The 17868-nt window shown below is 67.0% G+C and carries 13 protein-coding genes; 3 read left to right on the forward strand and 10 right to left on the reverse strand.

Annotated elements, in window-relative coordinates:
* Positions 1-222 precede the first annotated feature (222 nt).
* Complete coding sequence (locus DWQ67_RS10530; protein ID WP_121485572.1) at positions 223-3558, forward strand: S8 family peptidase; 3336 nt, start codon at positions 223-225, stop codon at positions 3556-3558.
* A gap of 411 nt (positions 3559-3969) precedes the next feature.
* Here DWQ67_RS10530 and DWQ67_RS10535 read toward each other — a convergent pair whose 3' ends face one another.
* The 3 genes from DWQ67_RS10535 to DWQ67_RS10545 form a co-directional block, all read right to left on the reverse strand.
* Positions 3970-5436 (reverse strand): Y-family DNA polymerase, encoded by a 1467-nt coding sequence (locus DWQ67_RS10535; RefSeq protein WP_233556050.1) that lies wholly within the window; start codon positions 5434-5436, stop codon positions 3970-3972.
* On the reverse strand, positions 5429-5884 hold the full coding sequence (locus DWQ67_RS10540; protein WP_233556051.1) for a LexA family protein: 456 nt from the start codon (positions 5882-5884) through the stop codon (positions 5429-5431). Before DWQ67_RS10540 ends, DWQ67_RS10535 begins: the two co-directional genes overlap by 8 nt.
* A gap of 211 nt (positions 5885-6095) precedes the next feature.
* Positions 6096-6344 (reverse strand): hypothetical protein, encoded by a 249-nt coding sequence (locus DWQ67_RS10545; RefSeq protein WP_147433677.1) that lies wholly within the window; start codon positions 6342-6344, stop codon positions 6096-6098.
* A 250-nt stretch (positions 6345-6594) separates the two neighbouring features.
* On the opposite strand from DWQ67_RS10545, the gene DWQ67_RS10550 reads away from it, so the two are divergent.
* On the forward strand, positions 6595-7299 hold the full coding sequence (locus DWQ67_RS10550) for an HAD family hydrolase (protein ID WP_121485574.1): 705 nt from the start codon (positions 6595-6597) through the stop codon (positions 7297-7299).
* 174 nt (positions 7300-7473) lie between these two features.
* On the opposite strand, the gene DWQ67_RS10555 is transcribed toward DWQ67_RS10550, so the two are convergent.
* The 7 genes from DWQ67_RS10555 to DWQ67_RS10585 form a co-directional block, all read right to left on the reverse strand.
* Entirely contained in the window at positions 7474-8235 is a 762-nt protein-coding gene (locus tag DWQ67_RS10555; RefSeq protein ID WP_121485575.1) for an SDR family NAD(P)-dependent oxidoreductase, read from the reverse strand.
* An 89-nt stretch (positions 8236-8324) separates the two neighbouring features.
* A complete protein-coding gene (locus tag DWQ67_RS10560) occupies positions 8325-9239 on the reverse strand; it encodes a cytochrome b/b6 domain-containing protein (protein WP_121485695.1) in 915 nt (304 codons plus the stop codon).
* A 196-nt stretch (positions 9240-9435) separates the two neighbouring features.
* Positions 9436-10845 carry a sugar porter family MFS transporter gene (locus tag DWQ67_RS10565; protein ID WP_121485576.1) on the reverse strand — a complete coding sequence of 470 codons (1410 nt, stop codon included), beginning with the start codon at positions 10843-10845 and terminating at the stop codon, positions 9436-9438.
* 161 nt (positions 10846-11006) lie between these two features.
* A complete protein-coding gene (locus DWQ67_RS14270) occupies positions 11007-11801 on the reverse strand; it encodes a LysM peptidoglycan-binding domain-containing protein (protein WP_325049627.1) in 795 nt (264 codons plus the stop codon).
* 1147 nt (positions 11802-12948) lie between these two features.
* The gene (locus DWQ67_RS10575) at positions 12949-13740 is read right to left on the reverse strand and encodes an ABC transporter ATP-binding protein (RefSeq protein ID WP_121485577.1); all 792 of its coding nucleotides are present in this window, start codon (positions 13738-13740) and stop codon (positions 12949-12951) included.
* A complete protein-coding gene (locus DWQ67_RS10580; protein WP_233556052.1) occupies positions 13733-14743 on the reverse strand; it encodes an ABC transporter permease in 1011 nt (336 codons plus the stop codon). Before DWQ67_RS10580 ends, DWQ67_RS10575 begins: the two co-directional genes overlap by 8 nt.
* A gap of 75 nt (positions 14744-14818) precedes the next feature.
* Positions 14819-15817 carry an ABC transporter substrate-binding protein gene (locus DWQ67_RS10585; RefSeq protein WP_121485578.1) on the reverse strand — a complete coding sequence of 333 codons (999 nt, stop codon included), beginning with the start codon at positions 15815-15817 and terminating at the stop codon, positions 14819-14821.
* A gap of 920 nt (positions 15818-16737) precedes the next feature.
* Between DWQ67_RS10585 and DWQ67_RS10590 the strand changes: the two genes are divergently transcribed.
* Complete coding sequence (locus DWQ67_RS10590) at positions 16738-17808, forward strand: aldo/keto reductase (protein ID WP_121485579.1); 1071 nt, start codon at positions 16738-16740, stop codon at positions 17806-17808.
* Positions 17809-17868: the final 60 nt, after the last annotated feature.

Here is a 17868-nt window from a genome sequence, read left to right on the forward strand (position 1 = left end):
GCCCGACGGCGGTGACCGGGCGCTTCACAACGGCGGCCGCGGCGCGGTTCTCTTACACCGTCTTCACTCGAATCGTCAACCCGAAATGACGCCCCGCGCGCGGGTCGCGCATCATGTCAAACAAGTCCTTGACATCTGAGTGCGGGTGTCCGATGCTCTTGAATGTGGTGTGGCTCACGCTGTTGGGCAACACCCCGTCACCCCTTCCACTCAAGGAGCACCATGAGCCATCGACCCTTGCGTCGTCGTCTCGCGCTCGGGGTACTGGTGATTGCGACCGGCACGTCGCTCACATTCGCCAGCACCCTGCCCGCCAACGCGGCTAAGACACCCAGTGATTCCGATGGGGGCGCGTTCAGCGCCTCGGAGTCGCGCCTGGACGCCCTGCAGAACCTGAAGGTTGCGGGCCCAGTGCGTGACAGCGACGGGGAGGTGAGCGCCTACGTCCAGTTCTCCGGTCAGGGTGCGTTCGGCTCCACCCAGAGCAACGCCGTACGCCAGGGCAAGCAAAAGCCGGCCAAGAAGGTCGCGGAGGTCAAGAAGATCCGCGCCTCCATCACCGCCAAGGCTAAGAGCGCTGCCAAGTCCGCTGACGCGGATGTGCTGTACCAGACCACCAACACCATCCCGGGTGTGGCGCTGACGGGTGACGCGGACAAGATCCGCGCCCTTGCCTCGCGCTCGGACGTCGTCAAGATCACCGGCATTGTGCCCAAGAACCCGGAGAACGCTGGCAGCGCCATCGACTCCGGCGCTCTGGCGTCCTGGCAGAAGCTGGATCAGACCGGCGAGGGCGTGACGATCGCCGTCCTCGATACCGGCGTTGACTACACGCACGCGGGCTTTGGTGGCCCCGGCACCGCGGAGGCCTACAAGAAGGCCCAGGCCTCCCCCACGCTGCCCAAGGCCAACACGCGCCTGCTGGACAACAAGAAGTTCATTGGTGGTTGGGACTTGGTCGGAGATGACTACGACGCCAACTCCAACAACCCCACGTACCAGCCCATCCCCAAGCCTGACCCCAACCCGCTTGACTGCTCCACCGCGGGCCACGGCTCGCACGTGGCAGGCACCGCAGCAGGCTACGGCGTCACGGCGGATGGCAAGACCTTCCGCGGCGACTACTCCAAGCTGACCGCCGAGCAGGTCAAGGCCATGCGCGTTGCCCCGGGCTCCGCCCCCAAGGCCTCCCTGGTCGGCATCCGCGTCTTCGGTTGCGTTGGCTCCTCCAGCGTGGTGGGCCAGGCCCTTGACTACGTGCTTGATCCCAACTCGGACGGCGACTTCTCCGACCGCGCGCAGGTCGTGAACATGTCCCTTGGTTCGGACGCGACCCCCACGCAGGACCCCGAGAATGACATCGTTGATGCGCTCACCAAGCAGGGCATCCTCTCCGTCGTCTCCTCCGGCAACGCCAGCGACGTCACCGACGTCGGTGGCTCCCCCGGTAACTCACGCTCCTCGCTGACCGTGGCCAACACGGTGAGCTCGCTGGCCTCCGTTGACGAGACCAAGGTGACCGCCCCGGCGGACCTGGCAGGCAGCTACGGCTCCCAGCTCTCCTCCAACTTCCCCTGGACCGGTCCCGTCACCGGTGACGTCGTGATGGTCAACGGTGACGCCAGCGTCACCGGTTGCTCCGCCATCACCGACCCCGCGGTCAAGGGCAAGTGGGTTTGGTTGCACTGGACGGATGACCCCACGGGCGTCAGCCTCCCCTGTGGCTCGGCCGCACGCTTCAACAACGCCAAGGCCGCAGGCGCCACCGGCGTGGTCCTTGATTCGCCCTCGGATCTGTTCAACGCTGGCATCGCCGGCAACACCACGATTCCGGGCGTTCAGCTGACCAAGACCTCTGCTGCCAAGCTGCAGGGCGCGGCAAAGGCCGGCACGCTGAAGGTGTCGGTTGATCCGGCCCAGCGCGGCAAGGTCATCGCCGAGACCGGCGCAAAGGACACCATGAACGTGTCCTCCTCGCGCGGTGTTCACGGCAGCAACGGCGTCTCCAAGCCTGACGTCGGCGCGGCCGGTACCTCTGTTGGTTCGGTTGCGGTGGCCTCCGGTAACGGCGCCTCCGTCAAGACCGGTACCTCGATGGCCGCCCCGCACGTGGCCGGCATCGCCGCCCTGGTCGCCGCCAGCGGCAACTACACCCCGTACCAGGTCAAGTCCCTGATCATGAACACGGCTGCCACCGATGTGAAGCGCGACGGTGTGGCCTTTGGCCCGCACCGCGTGGGTTCCGGACGTGTCATGGCCGACGCCGCGCTGAAGACCCCGGTCTACGCGTACGACAAGACGGCGCCGGATCTGACCACCTCCGTGTTCGGTGTGGTGGAGGCCGCCAAGGGCACCACCAAGCTCAGCCGCACCATTGAGCTGCGCAACGTGACCACCAAGGCACGCACCTACAACGTGGGCTACCTGGCCGCGACCAGCATGCCGGGCGCCAAGGTCACCGTGGACAAGAAGAAGGTGACCGTCCCCTCCAAGGGCCTGGCCACCGTCAAGGTCACCCTGACCCTGAAGTCCGCTCAGATGGAGAAGTCCATGGACAAGACCATGGATGCCAACCAGCTCGGTTTCGCCCGCACCTACCTCGCGGACGTCACCGGTCGTGTGGAGTTCACCTCCGCCGGCGGCTCTGCCTCCCAGGCGGATCCCACCCTGCGCGTCCCCGTGACCGCAGCACCCAAGCCGGTCTCTGACATGAGCGCCAAGAACGTCAAGGTCAACCTGAGCAAGAAGACCGCCACGGTTGGTCTTGCCGGTCGCGGTGTGGATCAGGGCTCGGGAGCAGAGAACTTCCTCTCCAAGGCCTCCACCCTGACCCTGGGTCACAGCAGCGCTCGCCTCGGCGAGAAGACTGACACCGTGCCGTCCGCTCGTCCCATGGACCTGCAGTACGTCGGTGCCAACTCCACGGCCCCGTCCGTGGGTGCCGCGAACGGCCGCTTGGACATTGGTCTGAGCACCTGGGGCAACTGGTCCTCGCTGACCGGTACCGCCAGCGGTAACACCAACCAGCTGCAAGCTGACATCGACGTCAATGGTGATGGCAAGGCGGACTTCCGCTCCTTCACCACTGCCGCGGATGACCTGGACCTGACCTTGGTTGCCACCGTGAACGTGGCGACGGGCGAGCAGGTAGAGCTGCAGCCGCTGAACGGTGTCTTTGGTGATATCGATTCCAACACCTATGACACCAACGTGGCAGTGCTGCCGGTCTCGCTGAAGGCCTTGGGCGTCACCGCCGAGAACTCCTCGAAGCTGCGCTACCGCGTGGTGACCTGGAGCGATTACAACAAGAACGACAGCGGCCAGACGGTCTCCGTGGATAACACCCCGTGGATCTCCTACGATCCGTTCAAGCCCAGCGTCCAGGTTCAGTCCCCCGGCACCATGGTGACTGACCTCCCGGGCCAGCGCCTGTCGGTGAAGTTCGCTGACACCGCTCAGCAGCTCTTGGTCTTGCACCACCTCAACGCCACCGGCGATCTGAGTGGCAAGACCGCGGGCCAGGACGGCGGCAAGGCAGAGGTCGTGTCCTTCCGCTAGACCCAGTAGCAAGGCACAGCAGTAGGTAAAGCAGGACGGCGGGGCCGGTGGTCAGGGTGCACAAGCACCGTGGTCACCGGCCCCGCTTGCTGCGTCCGACGGTGCGGCAGTCCCGGCCCGACGGCGCTGCGGCTCCCGCAACTTCGACCCCGCGCGTTGACACTTCATACGACATTTGCCGTCGTGCACGACGGCAAATGTCGTATGAAGTGGCAGGTGCCCGCGTGGGGCGGGGGTTTTGTCGTACGAGGTGGCGTTTGTCGTGAGAGGTGGCGCCGCCGCGGAGGGCCCGGCGGAAGTGGGCGCGGCGAAGGGGTTCCCGGCGAAGGGGTGCCCGGCGGAAGTGGGTGCGGCTAAGGGCGGCCATATCGGGCCGGGCCGTGCCACGCCGCGCCGCGCCGGTCAGAACTTCTAGGCGCGAACGGTGGGGAGCTCATCCCATTCGGTGGTGTAGCGATTGGAGCGGAACTCGCGCTTCATGCTCCACTCTGGCTCCTCGCTGAAGCCGCCCCTGCCCAGCCCGATCGCCGCCTCGCCAAACTTGCCCTTCACGGCCGCGAGCAGGGCGTTGAGCTGCTGCCCGTCTCCGGCCCCGCTGCTCCGACCAGGATCCGACGATCCGCCGTCCCCACCCGCGGCCCCGGAGGGTGCAGCGGTACCCGGCCCCGCGTCGTCGAACAGGGAACCCTGCTCCCCCTCCCCTGGGGAGCCAAAGAGGTCCAGCTGCTCCTGGCCGCCGTGCTCGGTATCGCGGTCGAGCCCGGAGAGCATCACGCCCGCGCGCACGTACTGCGTGCCGGGGTTCGTGACGGAACGCAGGGCGGAGACGGCGTAGCGGGTGAGCAGCAGCGGGTCCGCGGTGGGAGAGGGCAGCGCCACGGAACGCGAGGGGAAGGATGCCTCGCCGGAGAAGCGGCTGGTCCCGGCGGAGACGGTGAGCACGCGGGCGCGCAGGCCCTGGGCGGCCAGGCGGGCGGTGGCGCGCTGGGTGTAGAGGTTCATGACCTGATCCAGTTCCTCCCAGCTACTGACCGGCGTGGAGAAGCTACGCGAGTACATGACCTGGGCGCGGTCCGCTCGTTCGGCGGTGGGTGGCAGGCAGTTCACGCCGTTGAGTTCCCGGACCGTGCGTTCAAGGACCACGGAGTGTTTCTTGCGAATCTTGCTGGGGTCAGCCCGGCGCAGATCGGCGATGGTGTCGATGCCCTCTGCCCGCAGGCGCTCCCCACTGCGGGCGCCCACGCCCCACAGCCCCGTGACGGGAAGGCGCTGCTGCAGGGCCCACACGTCCTGGTCCGCCAGGGAATCCAGGGAGCAGACGCTGCCAAGGGTGGGGGTGTGCTTGGCGATGTGATTGGCCAGCTTGGCCTGGGTCTTGGTGGGGGCCACTCCCACGCAGACCGGCACGCCGACATAGCGCACCACGTCCTCCTTGATACGCGTGGCGAGCGCTAGCAGGTCCGCGGCCGTTCCGGCGAGCCCCACAAAGGACTCGTCGATGGAGTAGACCTCTTGCCACAGCCCGTGCCTGCCAAGCACCTCCATGACGCGCGCAGACATGTCCCCGTAGAGCTCGTAATTGCTTGACTTGGCCACCAGACCCCAGCGCCGCGCCTGGTCCTGCAGCTTGAACCAGGGCATGCCCGTCTTGACGCCCAGATCCTTGGATTCTTGACTGCGGGCCACCACACAGCCGTCGTTGTTGGAGAGCACCACCACGGGACGCCCGCGCAGGGTGGGGTCAAAGACCCGCTCGCAGGAGACGTAGAAGTTGTTCACATCCACCAGGGCGATGCGCTCCCGCATGACCCTGTCCGCCGGGTCCGGGGGCAGGTGGCGCACATGCCAGTCCTCCGCCCGGCCTACCAGCTCAGACATGGTGCAGGCTCCGGGTCACTACGCCCCACAGGACCAGCTCGGTATCCGCGCCCACGCGGGTGACCTGCGCGCCGTCATCCGTGGCGAGGATGATGCCCTCCGGGCGCTCGTGCCAACGGCGCAGCGTGAGCTCGCCATCCAAGACGGCGACGACGACGCTGCGGTCGCGCGGGTGAAGGGAACGGTCCACGATCACCTCGTCCCCGTCCATCATGCCGTCCGCCGCCATGCCCTGACCTTCCACACGCATGAGGAAGGTGCTGGTGCGGTCCCGGACCAGGAGCCGGTTCAGGTCCAACCCGCCGTGGAAGTAGTCCTGCGCGGGAGAGGGAAAGCCGTGAGCCTGGGTGGGCTGGCCCGTGCCCGCGCCGCCCTCACCCACACGGGAAGCCGCGTCAAAGCGGTCCGCGCCGGGCATGGCCCGTCCGCCGCTGTTGTCCACGTTCATCCGCGCCATCCTCTGCACCTGCGTCCACGGACACCAGAGTGGGGCCCGCTCATTCGAAGATCTCTTCGATTCAGTCTAGCCCGCGGGGGCGACGGTCAGGCCGACGACGGACGGTTGCGACGGTTGCGACGGCGCCCGACGACGGATGGTTGCGACGGTTGCGACGGCGCGTGTGTGTGCGTGTGTACGACGGTGAGCGTTGCCCCTGCGTTCACCGCGGGTGGTTGATGCTCCACGCGATCCACCAGACGAACTGCGCCAGCCCACTCAGGAGAATCAGGGCGCCGCAGGCGAGGAGAAACATCGGCTGGGCATCCGGGGGCACCATGTTCGAAAACCGTGGAGTGGCAGCAAGCGGGGCCAGCGCGCCTGCAAAGAACGCCACAGCAAAGACACCGGTGAGCCAATGGTTGGCAAAGTCCTTGCCCTTCTTGTCCTGCTTGTCCTGCATATTCGCCATGACACTCCTCTCTCGCCTCGTTGAGCCCCATTTTATTGCCTTCCTTGCGACGCCACCCTGCCGCGCCCACCAACCGTTCCAACCGACCGTGCCCCGGCGCCCACCGCGTAGGCTCGTACCTAGCCACAACACCGTTGCTCGGCGCCTCCTCGCGCGCCGAGCCGCACGAGTTCCGCGGCCACAACCCACCTCTACGCCCGCACCCGCACCCCACACCCCCGCACCCAGCAGCCACAGGAGTCCGCACCGCATGTCCACCCCCACGCCTCCCCTGCCCCAAGCCGTGCTCTGGGACCTGGACGGAACCCTCATCGACTCCGAGCCGCTCTGGATGGCTGCGGAGGCCAGCCTGATGGCTGAGTTTGGGATCGAGTGGACCCACGAGGATGCCATGAGCCTGGTGGGCAACGCCCTGCCGGTTTCAGCGGAAATCATGCGCTCCCACGGCGTTCCGCTGGAGAACCGCCAGGTCATTGACCGCCTGATTGGCGAGGTCATGGCCGGCCTGCGCCGCGAGGTGCCCTGGCGCGCCGGCGCCCGCGAGCTGTTGGTCTCCCTGCAGCAGGCCGGGGTGCCGCAGGCTCTGGTCACCATGAGCGAGGCCGTGATGGCGGAGGCCGTGGTGCAGGGCCTGGGCTTTGACCCCTTCAGCGTCAGGATCACCGGGGATGTGGTGCGCAACGGCAAGCCCCACCCCGAGCCGTACCTCACGGCGGTCACCCAGCTGGAGGAGAGCCACGGACCGCTGGACCCCCAGCGCGTCGTGGCCGTGGAGGACTCCCGCCCCGGCACCGCTTCCGCCATGGCGGCCGGTCTCGTGACCGTCGCCGTTCCGCTGCATGTGCCCCTTGAACCGAACCCGGGGCTCCACCTGCTCAAGGACCTGGACGGCGTCACGCCGCAGGACCTGGCGCGGATCGTGGCTCAGGACGACGCCCTCCGCGCCGGCGAATAGCACGGACTCGAAACGACCGTGGCCGCCCAGGTGCCGTGAGGCACCCGGGCGGCCACGCGCCGTCGAGCAGGCAGTTCGGATGGGCAGTTCGGTTATGCAGGCACGTCACCTGACCAGGCAGTTCGCCTCAACAAACCCCGCCGTAAAACGCTAAGAAAACGCCGGAAAGCCGATTTACTTGGGCGCCATCCGAATGGCACCGTCCAGGCGAATGGTCTCTCCGTTGAGCATGGGATTCTCCACGATGGCCCGCACCAACTGCGCGTATTCCGTGGCCTTGCCCAGGCGCGCCGGGTGCGGCACCTGTTGGCCAAGCGAATCCTGCGCGGCCTGCGGCAGGCCGGCCATCATGGGCGTCTCAAAGATGCCGGGGGCAATGGTCATGACGCGGACGGCGTCCCGCGCCAGCTCGCGCGCGGCGGGCAGCGTCACCGCGGCCACGGCGCCCTTGGACGCCGAGTACGCCATCTGCCCAATCTGCCCGTCAAAGGCCGCGACAGAGGCAGTGTTGATGATGACACCGCGCTCCTCGCCCTGCAGCTCGGTGGCCTTCATAGCCACGGCGGCCTGCGCCATGACGTTAATGGTGCCCAGCAGATTGATTTTGACGACGCGCATGAAGGCGTCTGCACTGAGCGGACCCTCGCGGCCCACCAGCTTGCCCGGGGTGGCCACGCCGGCGCAGTTGACCACGATGCGCAGGTCCCCTGCCGCGGCGGCCTGTTCGACGGCGCTGCGTACAGCGGCCTCGTCGGTCACGTCTGCGCCAAGGAAGTGAGCCTGGGGGCCCAGTTCCGCGGCGGCCTTCTCCCCGGCTTCGCCGGGCAGGTCAAGGATGAAGACCTCTGCGCCGGCCTCGATGAGGGTGCGGGCCGTGGCGTTACCGAGCCCGGAGGCGCCGCCGGTGACGAGGGCGATACAACCGTTGATCTGCATCTGAGAACTCCCTTGATCCGAGATGTGCGGCCGGCGCCAGGGTGGCTGCGGCCGGGACTGCTGAGGTGCGGGGCGTGAGGTGCGGGGCGTTAGTTGCGCGAAACCTTGCCCATGAGTGAGGCGATGGGGCGCAGCACCACGGGACGCGCGGCCTCCATGACGCCGATCGTGAGGGCCACGCCCACCACAAAGATCCAGAATCCGACCCAGCCCCCCGCGTCCGCGCCAAGGAACATGTGGTTCAGGTTGCGCAGCGCCCCGGTGGAGAGCACCAGCGCCACGTGCACAATCACAAAGATGACGAAGTACAGCATCACCGGGAAGTGCACGGCGCGCGCCCACTCCATCTTGAACGTCTTGGCCAGCCCGTTGGCCTTGGAGGGGAACAGGCCGGACATGCGCCAACCGGAGAGCGCCGCGAGGGGCGCCGCAACAAACACGGTAAGGAAGTACGCGAGCAGCTGGATGGCGTTGTAAGAGACCCAGCCGTTCTCCAGCGGCCAATCCAGCGAGGCGTACTGCAGGCCGGCGCTGATCACGTTGGGGAACACATCCCAGCTGGTCGGCACAATGCGCGCCCACTGCCCGCTGGCAAAGAGCAACACCACAAACAGCAGGCCGTTCACCAGCCACAGGATGTCGATGCTTTGGTGGAACCACAGGTCAAGGCTGATCTTCTTGGGCGAGGCCTTGCCGCGCCCGCGCTTCTTGGGCGTCCAGTACGCCGCGGGCCGCTGCGTGGTGCGCACGCGCAGGCCGGAGCGAATGATGAGCGCCATGAAGAAGAAGTTCAGGAAGTGATTCCAGCGCAGCCAGGCGGGGAAGCCCTCCGGCGTTCCCTCCGGCGGGTGCGTGCCGCCGGGGTAGGTCACCAGAAAGTCCTGCACGGCGGGCAGGGTGCGCAGCAGCTTGGCCGCGAGGACCACCACACCCACCAGCACGACGGCGGCGGCGAGCCACACGAGCGCGCGTTGCCAGAGCGGCAGGCCGGCAAGGCGTGCCATGGGACTGGAGGCGGAGGCCTTGTTTGCCGCCGGATTCCGGGTCATGAGTCTCTCCTGGGTGCGGATGGGACAGAACGACACCGAAGCGACGTCGCTCCCCCAACCTACCCGCCAATGGCCACTCAGTGAATAGCCGTTAACTGAAATTCGGGGCCGGGCTTCCGGCCGGTTTTTCTGGCCGGGTCTCCGGGCCGCGCTACATGTCCTCCAGTTCCTTGCCCTTGGTCTCCTTGACGTAGCGAGCCACAAACCAGAGGGAGAGCAGGGCAAAGAACGCGTAGATGCCGTACGCCAGCGTCAGGCCAATCTCGGACAGCGTGGGGAACGTGGTGGTGACCAGGAAGTTGGCCAGCCACTGCGCGGCGGCGGCGACGGAGAGCGCAATGGCGCGGACCCTGTTCGGGAACATCTCTCCCAGCAACACCCAGACCACCGGCCCCCAGGTGGCGCCAAAGGCGACAACAAAGGCGTTAGCCGCCACCAGCGCAACCATGCCCCAGGCACCCGGCAGGGACACAGCGCCGTCGACCATCACAGACTGCGAGAACGCCAGGGCCATGACACCAAGGGCCACGGCCATGCCCGCGGAACCGACCAGCAGCATGGGCCGGCGGCCCACCTTGTCCACCAGGGCAATCGCGACGATCGTCACCACAATGTTGGTGACGGAGGTGATCACGGAGACCGTGAAGGAATCCGACTCGGAGAAGCCGACCGAGCGCCACAGGGTCGTGGAGTAGTAGAAGATCACGTTGATACCAACAAATTGCTGGAACACGGACAGCGCAATGCCGATCCACACCACCGGCATGAGCCCCCACGCCGGGCCCTTCAGGTCCCGCAGGCTCTGGCGGGCCTCCGCGTTGGAGGTGCGCTCAATGTCCTCGATTTTGTGCTCCACGGCCTCCTCCGTGCGCAGGCCGACCACGTCTCGCAGCACCAGCTTGGCGCGCGCCAGGTCCCCCTTGGCCACCAGGTAGCGCGGGGACTCGGGGACCATCAGCGCCAGCACGCCGTACAGCACCGCAGGAACCACCTCCACCAGGAACATCCAGCGCCACGCCTCCAGGCCAAGCCACACGGGCTGGGCCGCACCACCGGCGGTGTTGGCGATGAACGCGTCGGAGAGCAGGGCAAGGAAGATGCCGGTGACGATCGCGAGCTGCTGCAGGGACCCCAGACGGCCGCGCACGCGGGCCGGAGCGATCTCAGCGATGTAGGCCGGGGCAATCACGGAGGCCATGCCCACGCCCACGCCGCCCACGGCGCGCCAGATGGAGAGGTCAATGATGTCGAAGCAGAAGGCCGACCCCACCGAAGACACGGCGAAGAGGGTCGCGGCCAGGAGCATGGCGCGGATGCGGCCAAAGCGGTCCGCGATGGAACCCGCGAACCACGCGCCAACCATGGCGCCAATCAGGGCCACAGAGACCACAAAGCCGGTGATGGCGCCGGAGAGATTCCATCTGTCTTGAATGGCATCCACGGCGCCGTTAATCACGGATGAATCAAAGCCAAAGAGGAGTCCGCCCAAGGCGGCCACCACCGAGACCATGATGACTTTGAGCGGGATCCCGTCCCGCGTTGGCTGCGCCGAGGTACTCATGCGGCGAGTGTAGACCCAGTCACACGCTGTGTTAAAACTCCCCCGAAAACGGTCAAGCCCGGACGCAGCGAGCCCCGCCCGCGACCGTTGGGTCACTGGCGGGGCTCGCTGGAGTTCGGCCGGCCTAGCGCTGCGGTGTCACCGCTTCGCTAGGCATGACCTCACTTGGTCGGCAGGTTGAGCTGCGAACCGGCAAAGATCATGTCGGGGCTGGTCAGCTCGCCCTTGTTCAGGGAGTAGAGCGAGAGCCACGAGCCCAAGCCCTGGGACTTGGCGATGCTGGACAGGGTGTCGCCTGCCTTCACCGTGTAGTTCTTGCCCGAGTCCTTGACGTTGGCGGGCAACGCGAGGGACGGCGCAACGTGCTTTGCCTTGGAAGGCGCGGCAACCGGCGCCTGGGGCACGGAACGCTTGCTGGTGTAGCCGGAGCCGATCTTGCTCTTGGCGGCCGAGCTCTTCTGGGTGGAGTACTTGGAAGAGTAGGAGCTGATGTTGCTCTTCTTCGTGGAGTACTTCTTCGAGTAAGAGCTGGAGCTGCCCTTGACGCTCTTGCCGGCGGAGGTGGCACCGTCGTTGGCCGCGGCGGAGCCGCGCAGGCCCAGCTTGGCGGAGCATGCGGGCCATGCGCCCCAGCCCTGCCCGGCCTGAACCTTCTTGGCCACGCGGATCTGCTCCGCCTTGGAGGCGTTGTGGGAGGAGCCCTTGCCGCCGAACGCCTTCCAGGTGCTCGGGGTGAACTGGAGTCCACCGCCAAAGCCGTTTCCGGTGTTGGTGCCCCACTTGCCACCGGACTCGCACTGCGCGAGCTTGTCCCAGGTGTTGGTGGGTGCTGCGGCCGCATTCGCCGGAGCCGCGGTCATCGCGGTGCCAGCCGAGAGGGCCAGGGCGGCCACGCCGCCCATGATTCCGATGCGTCCAAAACGGCGCCCGGCAGTCTGCTGATTCTTCAAGGTCACGGTCTTCTCCTGCGCCGCCCCAGCACACAAGCTGCCCGTTCTGCGCGATCCGTTGATCTTCCGGTGGAGCAGCAGCGAACGGGAGGGGCCGGCTGCTCCGGCGTTCCGACTCTTCCCGCAGCTGTGTGGGGCGTCGTTATCGAAACGTGACTCACCGACGGTAACGGTTTGGTCACGCCCCACGCAAGTCGAGGGAGGGTGCGAGCCCGGATTGCCAGCGTGATGCCAGGGCGCGCCCAGGGTCTTGGGGTTGGTTTGGGGCGGTTGGATCCGCGGATCCGCGGGGTTTTTGGCCCCTGGCGCGTGTTCTTGCTCATACCCCGCTTGCGCGGCGGATGCTTCGAAGGGGGTGGACGCTGGCGGATTTCCACCGCCTTTTGGCCCCACACCCGGATATTCGCCGCGCTCTCGGCGAAAACCCGGTGGAGAACCACTCGGCCGCGCGCCCCGGCTTGCGGAGCCCCTGGGCTCCCAACGATCCCCCGTGATTTCGCGGATCCCCTGTCGAGTGGACGGGGGATCCACGAAAAGGCCGGGGGTCCGCGAAAGGGCAGGGGATCCGCACGCACGCGCCACCCCACCCGGCCACTCCACCCGGCCACACCCCTGCCCGACGCCGCGCGCCCGGCTTGACCACGCGTCGTCGGGCAAGTGGGCGGCCGGGACAGCAACGCGCCCGCCGCCTCGCTGAGGAACCGCGGCCCCAACCCTGCCCCGCCCCCCTCGAGAGCGCGGGCGAACCCGATTTCCACCGCCTTTTCGGCCCACACCCGGATATTCGCCGCACTCACGGCGAAAACCCGGTGGAGAACCACTCGGCCGCGCGCCCACCGCCTTGCGGAACCCCTGGGTTCTCAACGATCCCCCGTGTTTTCGCGGATCCCCTGTCGAGTGGACGGGGGATCCCCGAAAAAGCCGGGGATCCGCACGCACGCGCCACCCCACCCGGCCACTCCACCCGGCCGCCCCCCCTGCCCGACGCCGCGCGCCCAGCCTGGCCACGCGGCGTCGAGCAGGTGCGCGGCCGCGTCAGCAAGCGCACCCCGGGCCTAGCAAGCGCACCCCGGGCGCAGCAAGGGCGCGAGACCCACGGCCCCGCGCCCTTGCCCTACTGAGCCCGCCGCAGCGGGAATCGCCTGAGCGACGTCTACTGCAGCAGCGTCGCGTCGGAGAGAACAACGCCCTTGAGCTTGTCGAACTCCCCCAGCAGATCCTTGACGGTCATCTGAGCCTTGCGCTCTTCCGTGACCTCCAGGATGATCCGGCCCTCGTGCATCATGATGAGCCGGTTGCCCAACTGCAGGGCCTGCTCCATGTTGTGCGTGACCATCAGCGTGGTGAGCTTGTCCCGCTCCACGATGGCGCCGGTCAGGCCGGACACCAACGCCGCACGCTGCGGATCCAGCGCCGCAGTGTGCTCATCCAGCAAGAGGATGGAGGGGTGCGTCATGGTGGCCATGAGCAGGCTGAGCGCCTGGCGCTGCCCGCCGGAAAGCAAGCCGACCTCCGCCTTGAGCCGGTTCTCCAACCCCAACTCCAGCGAGGCCAGCTCCTTCACGAACCAGGCCCGGTCCTTGCGAGAGACGCCGGGCTGCAGGCTGCGCAGGCGCGTTCGCCCGGCCGCCACGGAGAGATTTTCCTCCACGGAGAGGTGCGGCGCGGTGCCGGCCATGGGGTCCTGGAACACGCGACCCACCCAGCGGGCTCGGCGGTGCTCGGGGATCTTGGTGACGTTGCGCCCATCGGTCGACACGCTGCCGGTGTCAGGGCGCAGGCGGCCGCCAATCATGTTGAGCAGCGTGGACTTGCCGGCGCCATTGGAGCCAATGACCGTGACAAAGTCGCCGTCATTCAGCGTCAGGTTGATGCCTTGCAGCGCCTTGCGCTCGTTCACGGTCCCGGGGAAGAAGGTCTTGGACAGCTTCTGAATCTCAAGCACGATCTGACTCCTTGGCCTCTGCACCGTGAGCCACGGCAACGGCGGGCTGCTCGGTTGGCACGTCGATGGTTCCGGCGAGCGCTTCCTCACGCCGGCGTTGAGCGCGATTGTTGCGCAGCTGTTTGATGAAGGACAGGCGCGGCAGCAGCAGCGCGGCGACCACCAACACTGCGGAGGCCAGCTTCAGGTCCTGCGGGGGCAGGCCAACGGCCATGGCCAGCTGCAGCACCCAGCGGTAGATCACGGCGCCGGCGGCTGCGGCCACCACGGCCTGCCACACGTGGCGCTGGCCAAAGAGCGCCTGGCCCACAATCACCGAGGCAAGGCCAATGACGATCAGGCCGATGCCGGAGGTCACGTCCGCGGCGCCGTTGTACTGGGCCATGAGCGCGCCGGAGACGGCGACCATGCCGTTGGAGAGGGACAGGCCGATGATCTTCTGCCCGTCCGTGCTGACCCGAAAGGAGCCAGCCATCTGCTCGTTATCACCCGTGGAGCGCAGCGACAGGCCGGCGCGGGTGTGCAGGAACGCGACCAGGACGGCGCAGAGCAGCAGGACCCACAGGCCAAGGATGAGCGAGCCCATCCAGCTATTGCGCAGCAGACCCTGGGCCTCCAGCGGCGTGAAGACCGTGTCCACCAGGAGCAAGGGCAGGTTGGCCTTGTTGTCCATGATGTGCAAGTTGATGGAGTACAGGGCGATCATCACGATGATGGAGGCCAGCAGGCCGTTGATCTTGCCCTTGGTGTGAAGCAGACCGGTCACGGATCCGGCCACGGCGCCTGCCGCAAAGGCCACGACCAGTGAGATCCACGGCGGCACGCCCTGCGAGACCATGACGGCGCCGGCCGCGGCACCCGTGGTGAAGCTGCCGTCCACTGTCAGGTCGGGGAAATCAAGGATGCGGAAGGTGAGGTAGACGCCCAGCGCTGAGACGGCGTAAATCAGGCCGAGCTCGGTAGCGCCGGGTAGCTGGGTCAAAAAGTCAGGGAAGAAGTTCACAACGGGCTCCTCGTGAGAACGCGGGCGCGAACCGGGACATCATCCCGGCCCGCACCCGCGATCAGTGCGAAACGATCAGTACTTCTCGACGGCGGAGGACAGGACGTCCGCGGGGATGGTCAGGCCGATGTTCTTTGCGGCCTTCTCATTCACGTACACGTCGTACTCAGACTGGGTTTCCACGGGCATGTCAGCCGGCTTGGCCTCGCCCTTCAGGATCTTGGCTGCCATGGCGCCCGTCTGCTCGCCCAGCTTCTCGTAATTGATGCCCACGGTGGCGACAGCGCCGGCCTTGACCGTGCCGGCCTCTGCGCCAAGCACCAGGGTCTTCTTGGACTCGGCGACCTTGACCAGGGAGGCCAGGCCGGAGACCACGGCGTTGTCGGTCGGGACGTAGATGGCGTCGACGTTGAGCGACGAGGCGGCCTGCGAGACCTCGGAGGAAGCGGAGATGGCCTTCTCTTCGATGGTCAGCCCCAAGCCGACGGCGGCGTCCTTGGCCCACTGGACCTGCACGGCGGAGTTGGGCTCGGCCGAGGAGTAGACGATGCCGACAGTCTTGGCGTCCGGCTTGAGCTTCTTGAGCAACTCCAGCTGCTCCTTCACCGGGTTGCGGTCTGAGGTGCCGGTGACGTTGGCGCCCGGAGCTTCCGCAGACTTGACCAGCTTGGCGCCGACCGGATCCGTCACGGCGGTGAACAGCACCGGCGTGGACTTCACGGCGTTGGCCACGGCCTGCGCGGACGGGGTCGCGATCGCGAACACCAAGTCCGGCTTACCCTGGGAAATCTTGGTCGCCATCTGCGTGTTGTTCGGCGCATCACCCGCGGCGTTCTGCTGCGTGATCTCCACCTTGTCAGCCGGGAATCCGTTGTCCGCCAGGCCCTTCACAAAGCCCTTGTTGGTGGAGTCAAGCGCGGCGTGGGTGACGAACTGGAGGATCTCAATCTTCTTCTTGGCGCCATCACCACCGGCCGATGAGGCGCCGGTGGAGGATCCACCGCCACAAGCTGAGAGGGACAGAGCAAGGGTCGCGGCTGCTGCTGCGACCTTCAGGCCGGTGATTTTCTTCATTGGAAATCTCAACTTTCGGTTACCTACATCAGGGTGCGTGATGTGAACCATCTCACAGGGCGTGGCGGACGCCACAGCGATCCCGAACAAGTGGGAACGGGACCGGGTTCGCTGTAGACAAAGCGTCGCGCTGCGGAGGCCTTGAATCCAAATCGTCCACCACCATGTCGGCGGAGTCCCGATTATGACAAGCGCTCCATCCCGCCCGACGCCGTGTGCCCAGGATCGCGGGCGGCGCGAGGGGTGAGCGGGGTGTCAACTTTTTGACCCGGACGGGTGGGCGGCCCCTGGATTTCCACCGCCTTTTGGCCCCACGACCGAACATTGATCGGTCTCACGGCGAAAACCCGGTGGAGAACCGCTCGGCCGCGCGCCCGGCCCTGCGGAACCCCTGGACTCGCACCGATCCCTCGTGTTTTCGGGGATCCCCTGGGCTCCCAACGATCCCCCGTTTTTTCGTGGATCCCCTGTCGAATAGACGGGGGATCCGCGAAAAGGCCGGGGATCCGCACGCACGCGCCACCCCACCCGGCGACACCCCCACCCGGCCACTCCCCTGCCCGACGCCGCGCGCCCGGCTTGACCACGCGGCGTCGGGCAGGTGGGCGGCCGCGTCAGCAACGCTCCCGCCGCCCTGGGGAACGGCGCCCCCAACCCCGCCCGCAGCGAGAGGGTGGACGCTCGCGGATTTCCACCGGGTTTTCGCCCCACGACCGAACATTGATCGGTCTCACGGCGAAAACCCGGTGGAGAACCGCTCGGCCGCGCGCCCAGCCCTGCGGAACCCCAGGACTCTCAACGATCCCCCGGGATGTCGCGGAACCCCTGTCGAGTGGACGGGGGATCCACGAAAAGGCCGGGGATCCGCACGCACACCCCACCCCGTGCCATTCCGGCGCGCAGGCCCTAGGCTCGGGGCCATGAGTTCCGCCGCATTGCACCCCCAGCGCACCCAAGAATCCCACCGCCCCTTTGTGGCTGCGGAAGATCGCTACGACGCCACCGGGTATCGCCGCGTGGGCACGTCCGGGCTGTACCTTCCGCCGATTTCGCTGGGGTTGTGGTGGAACTTTGGGGACAACAAGACCTTTGATTCGCAGCGCGAGATTCTGCGTCACGCCTTTGACCACGGGATCACGCACTTTGACCTGGCCAACAACTACGGCCCTCCCTTTGGCGCCGCGGAAGAGAATTTTGGCCGCATGCTGCGCACCGACTTCAAGCCGTACCGAGACGAGCTGATCGTCTCTTCCAAGGCCGGCTGGGACATGTGGCCGGGGCCCTACGGCGTGGGCAGCTCCCGCAAGTACCTGCTGTCCTCCGCCGAGGCCTCGCTCCAGCGGCTTGGCCTGGACTACGTGGACCTCTTCTATAGCCATCGCTACGACGACACCGTGCCGGTCTCGGAGACGGTCGGCGCGCTGGACACGTTGGTGCGCCAGGGCAAGGCCCTCTACGTCGGCATCTCCTCCTACTCGGCCGAGCGCACCGCGGAGGCCGTCGCCGTGGCACGCGAGCTGGGCACACCGCTGGTGATCCACCAGCCCGCCTACTCGCTCTTTAATCGCTGGGTGGAGGACGGCCTGCTGCAGACCCTCAACGAGTCCGGCCTGGGCTCCATCGCCTTCACGCCGCTGGCGCAGGGCCTGCTGACCAACAAGTACCTTGACGATTCCAGCGCCACACCCAGCGGCGGCCGCGACTCCCTTGAGGGGCTCATTACCGAGGAGAACATCGGTAAGGCCCGGGCGCTCAACGAGGTGGCGCGCGAGCGCGGGCAGACCCTGGCGCAGCTCGCGATTGCCTGGTTGTTGCGCGAGGGCGGCGTGAGCAGTGTGCTCATGGGTGCCTCCTCCACCCGCCAGTTGGACGAGAATCTTGCGGCCCCGGCCAACACGGACTTCAGCGCCGAGGAGCTGGCACGCATCGACTCCATCACCCGCGGCGATGATCCCGCGATCAACAAATGGGCGCTCTCCTCGGAGGCATAGACTCACCGACACGGGACCTGAACCACCACAACCACCAGAGACAGCACCACCGGAACCGGC

The organism is Galactobacter caseinivorans, assembly GCF_003640665.1.
Lineage (GTDB): Bacteria > Actinomycetota > Actinomycetes > Actinomycetales > Micrococcaceae > Galactobacter > Galactobacter caseinivorans.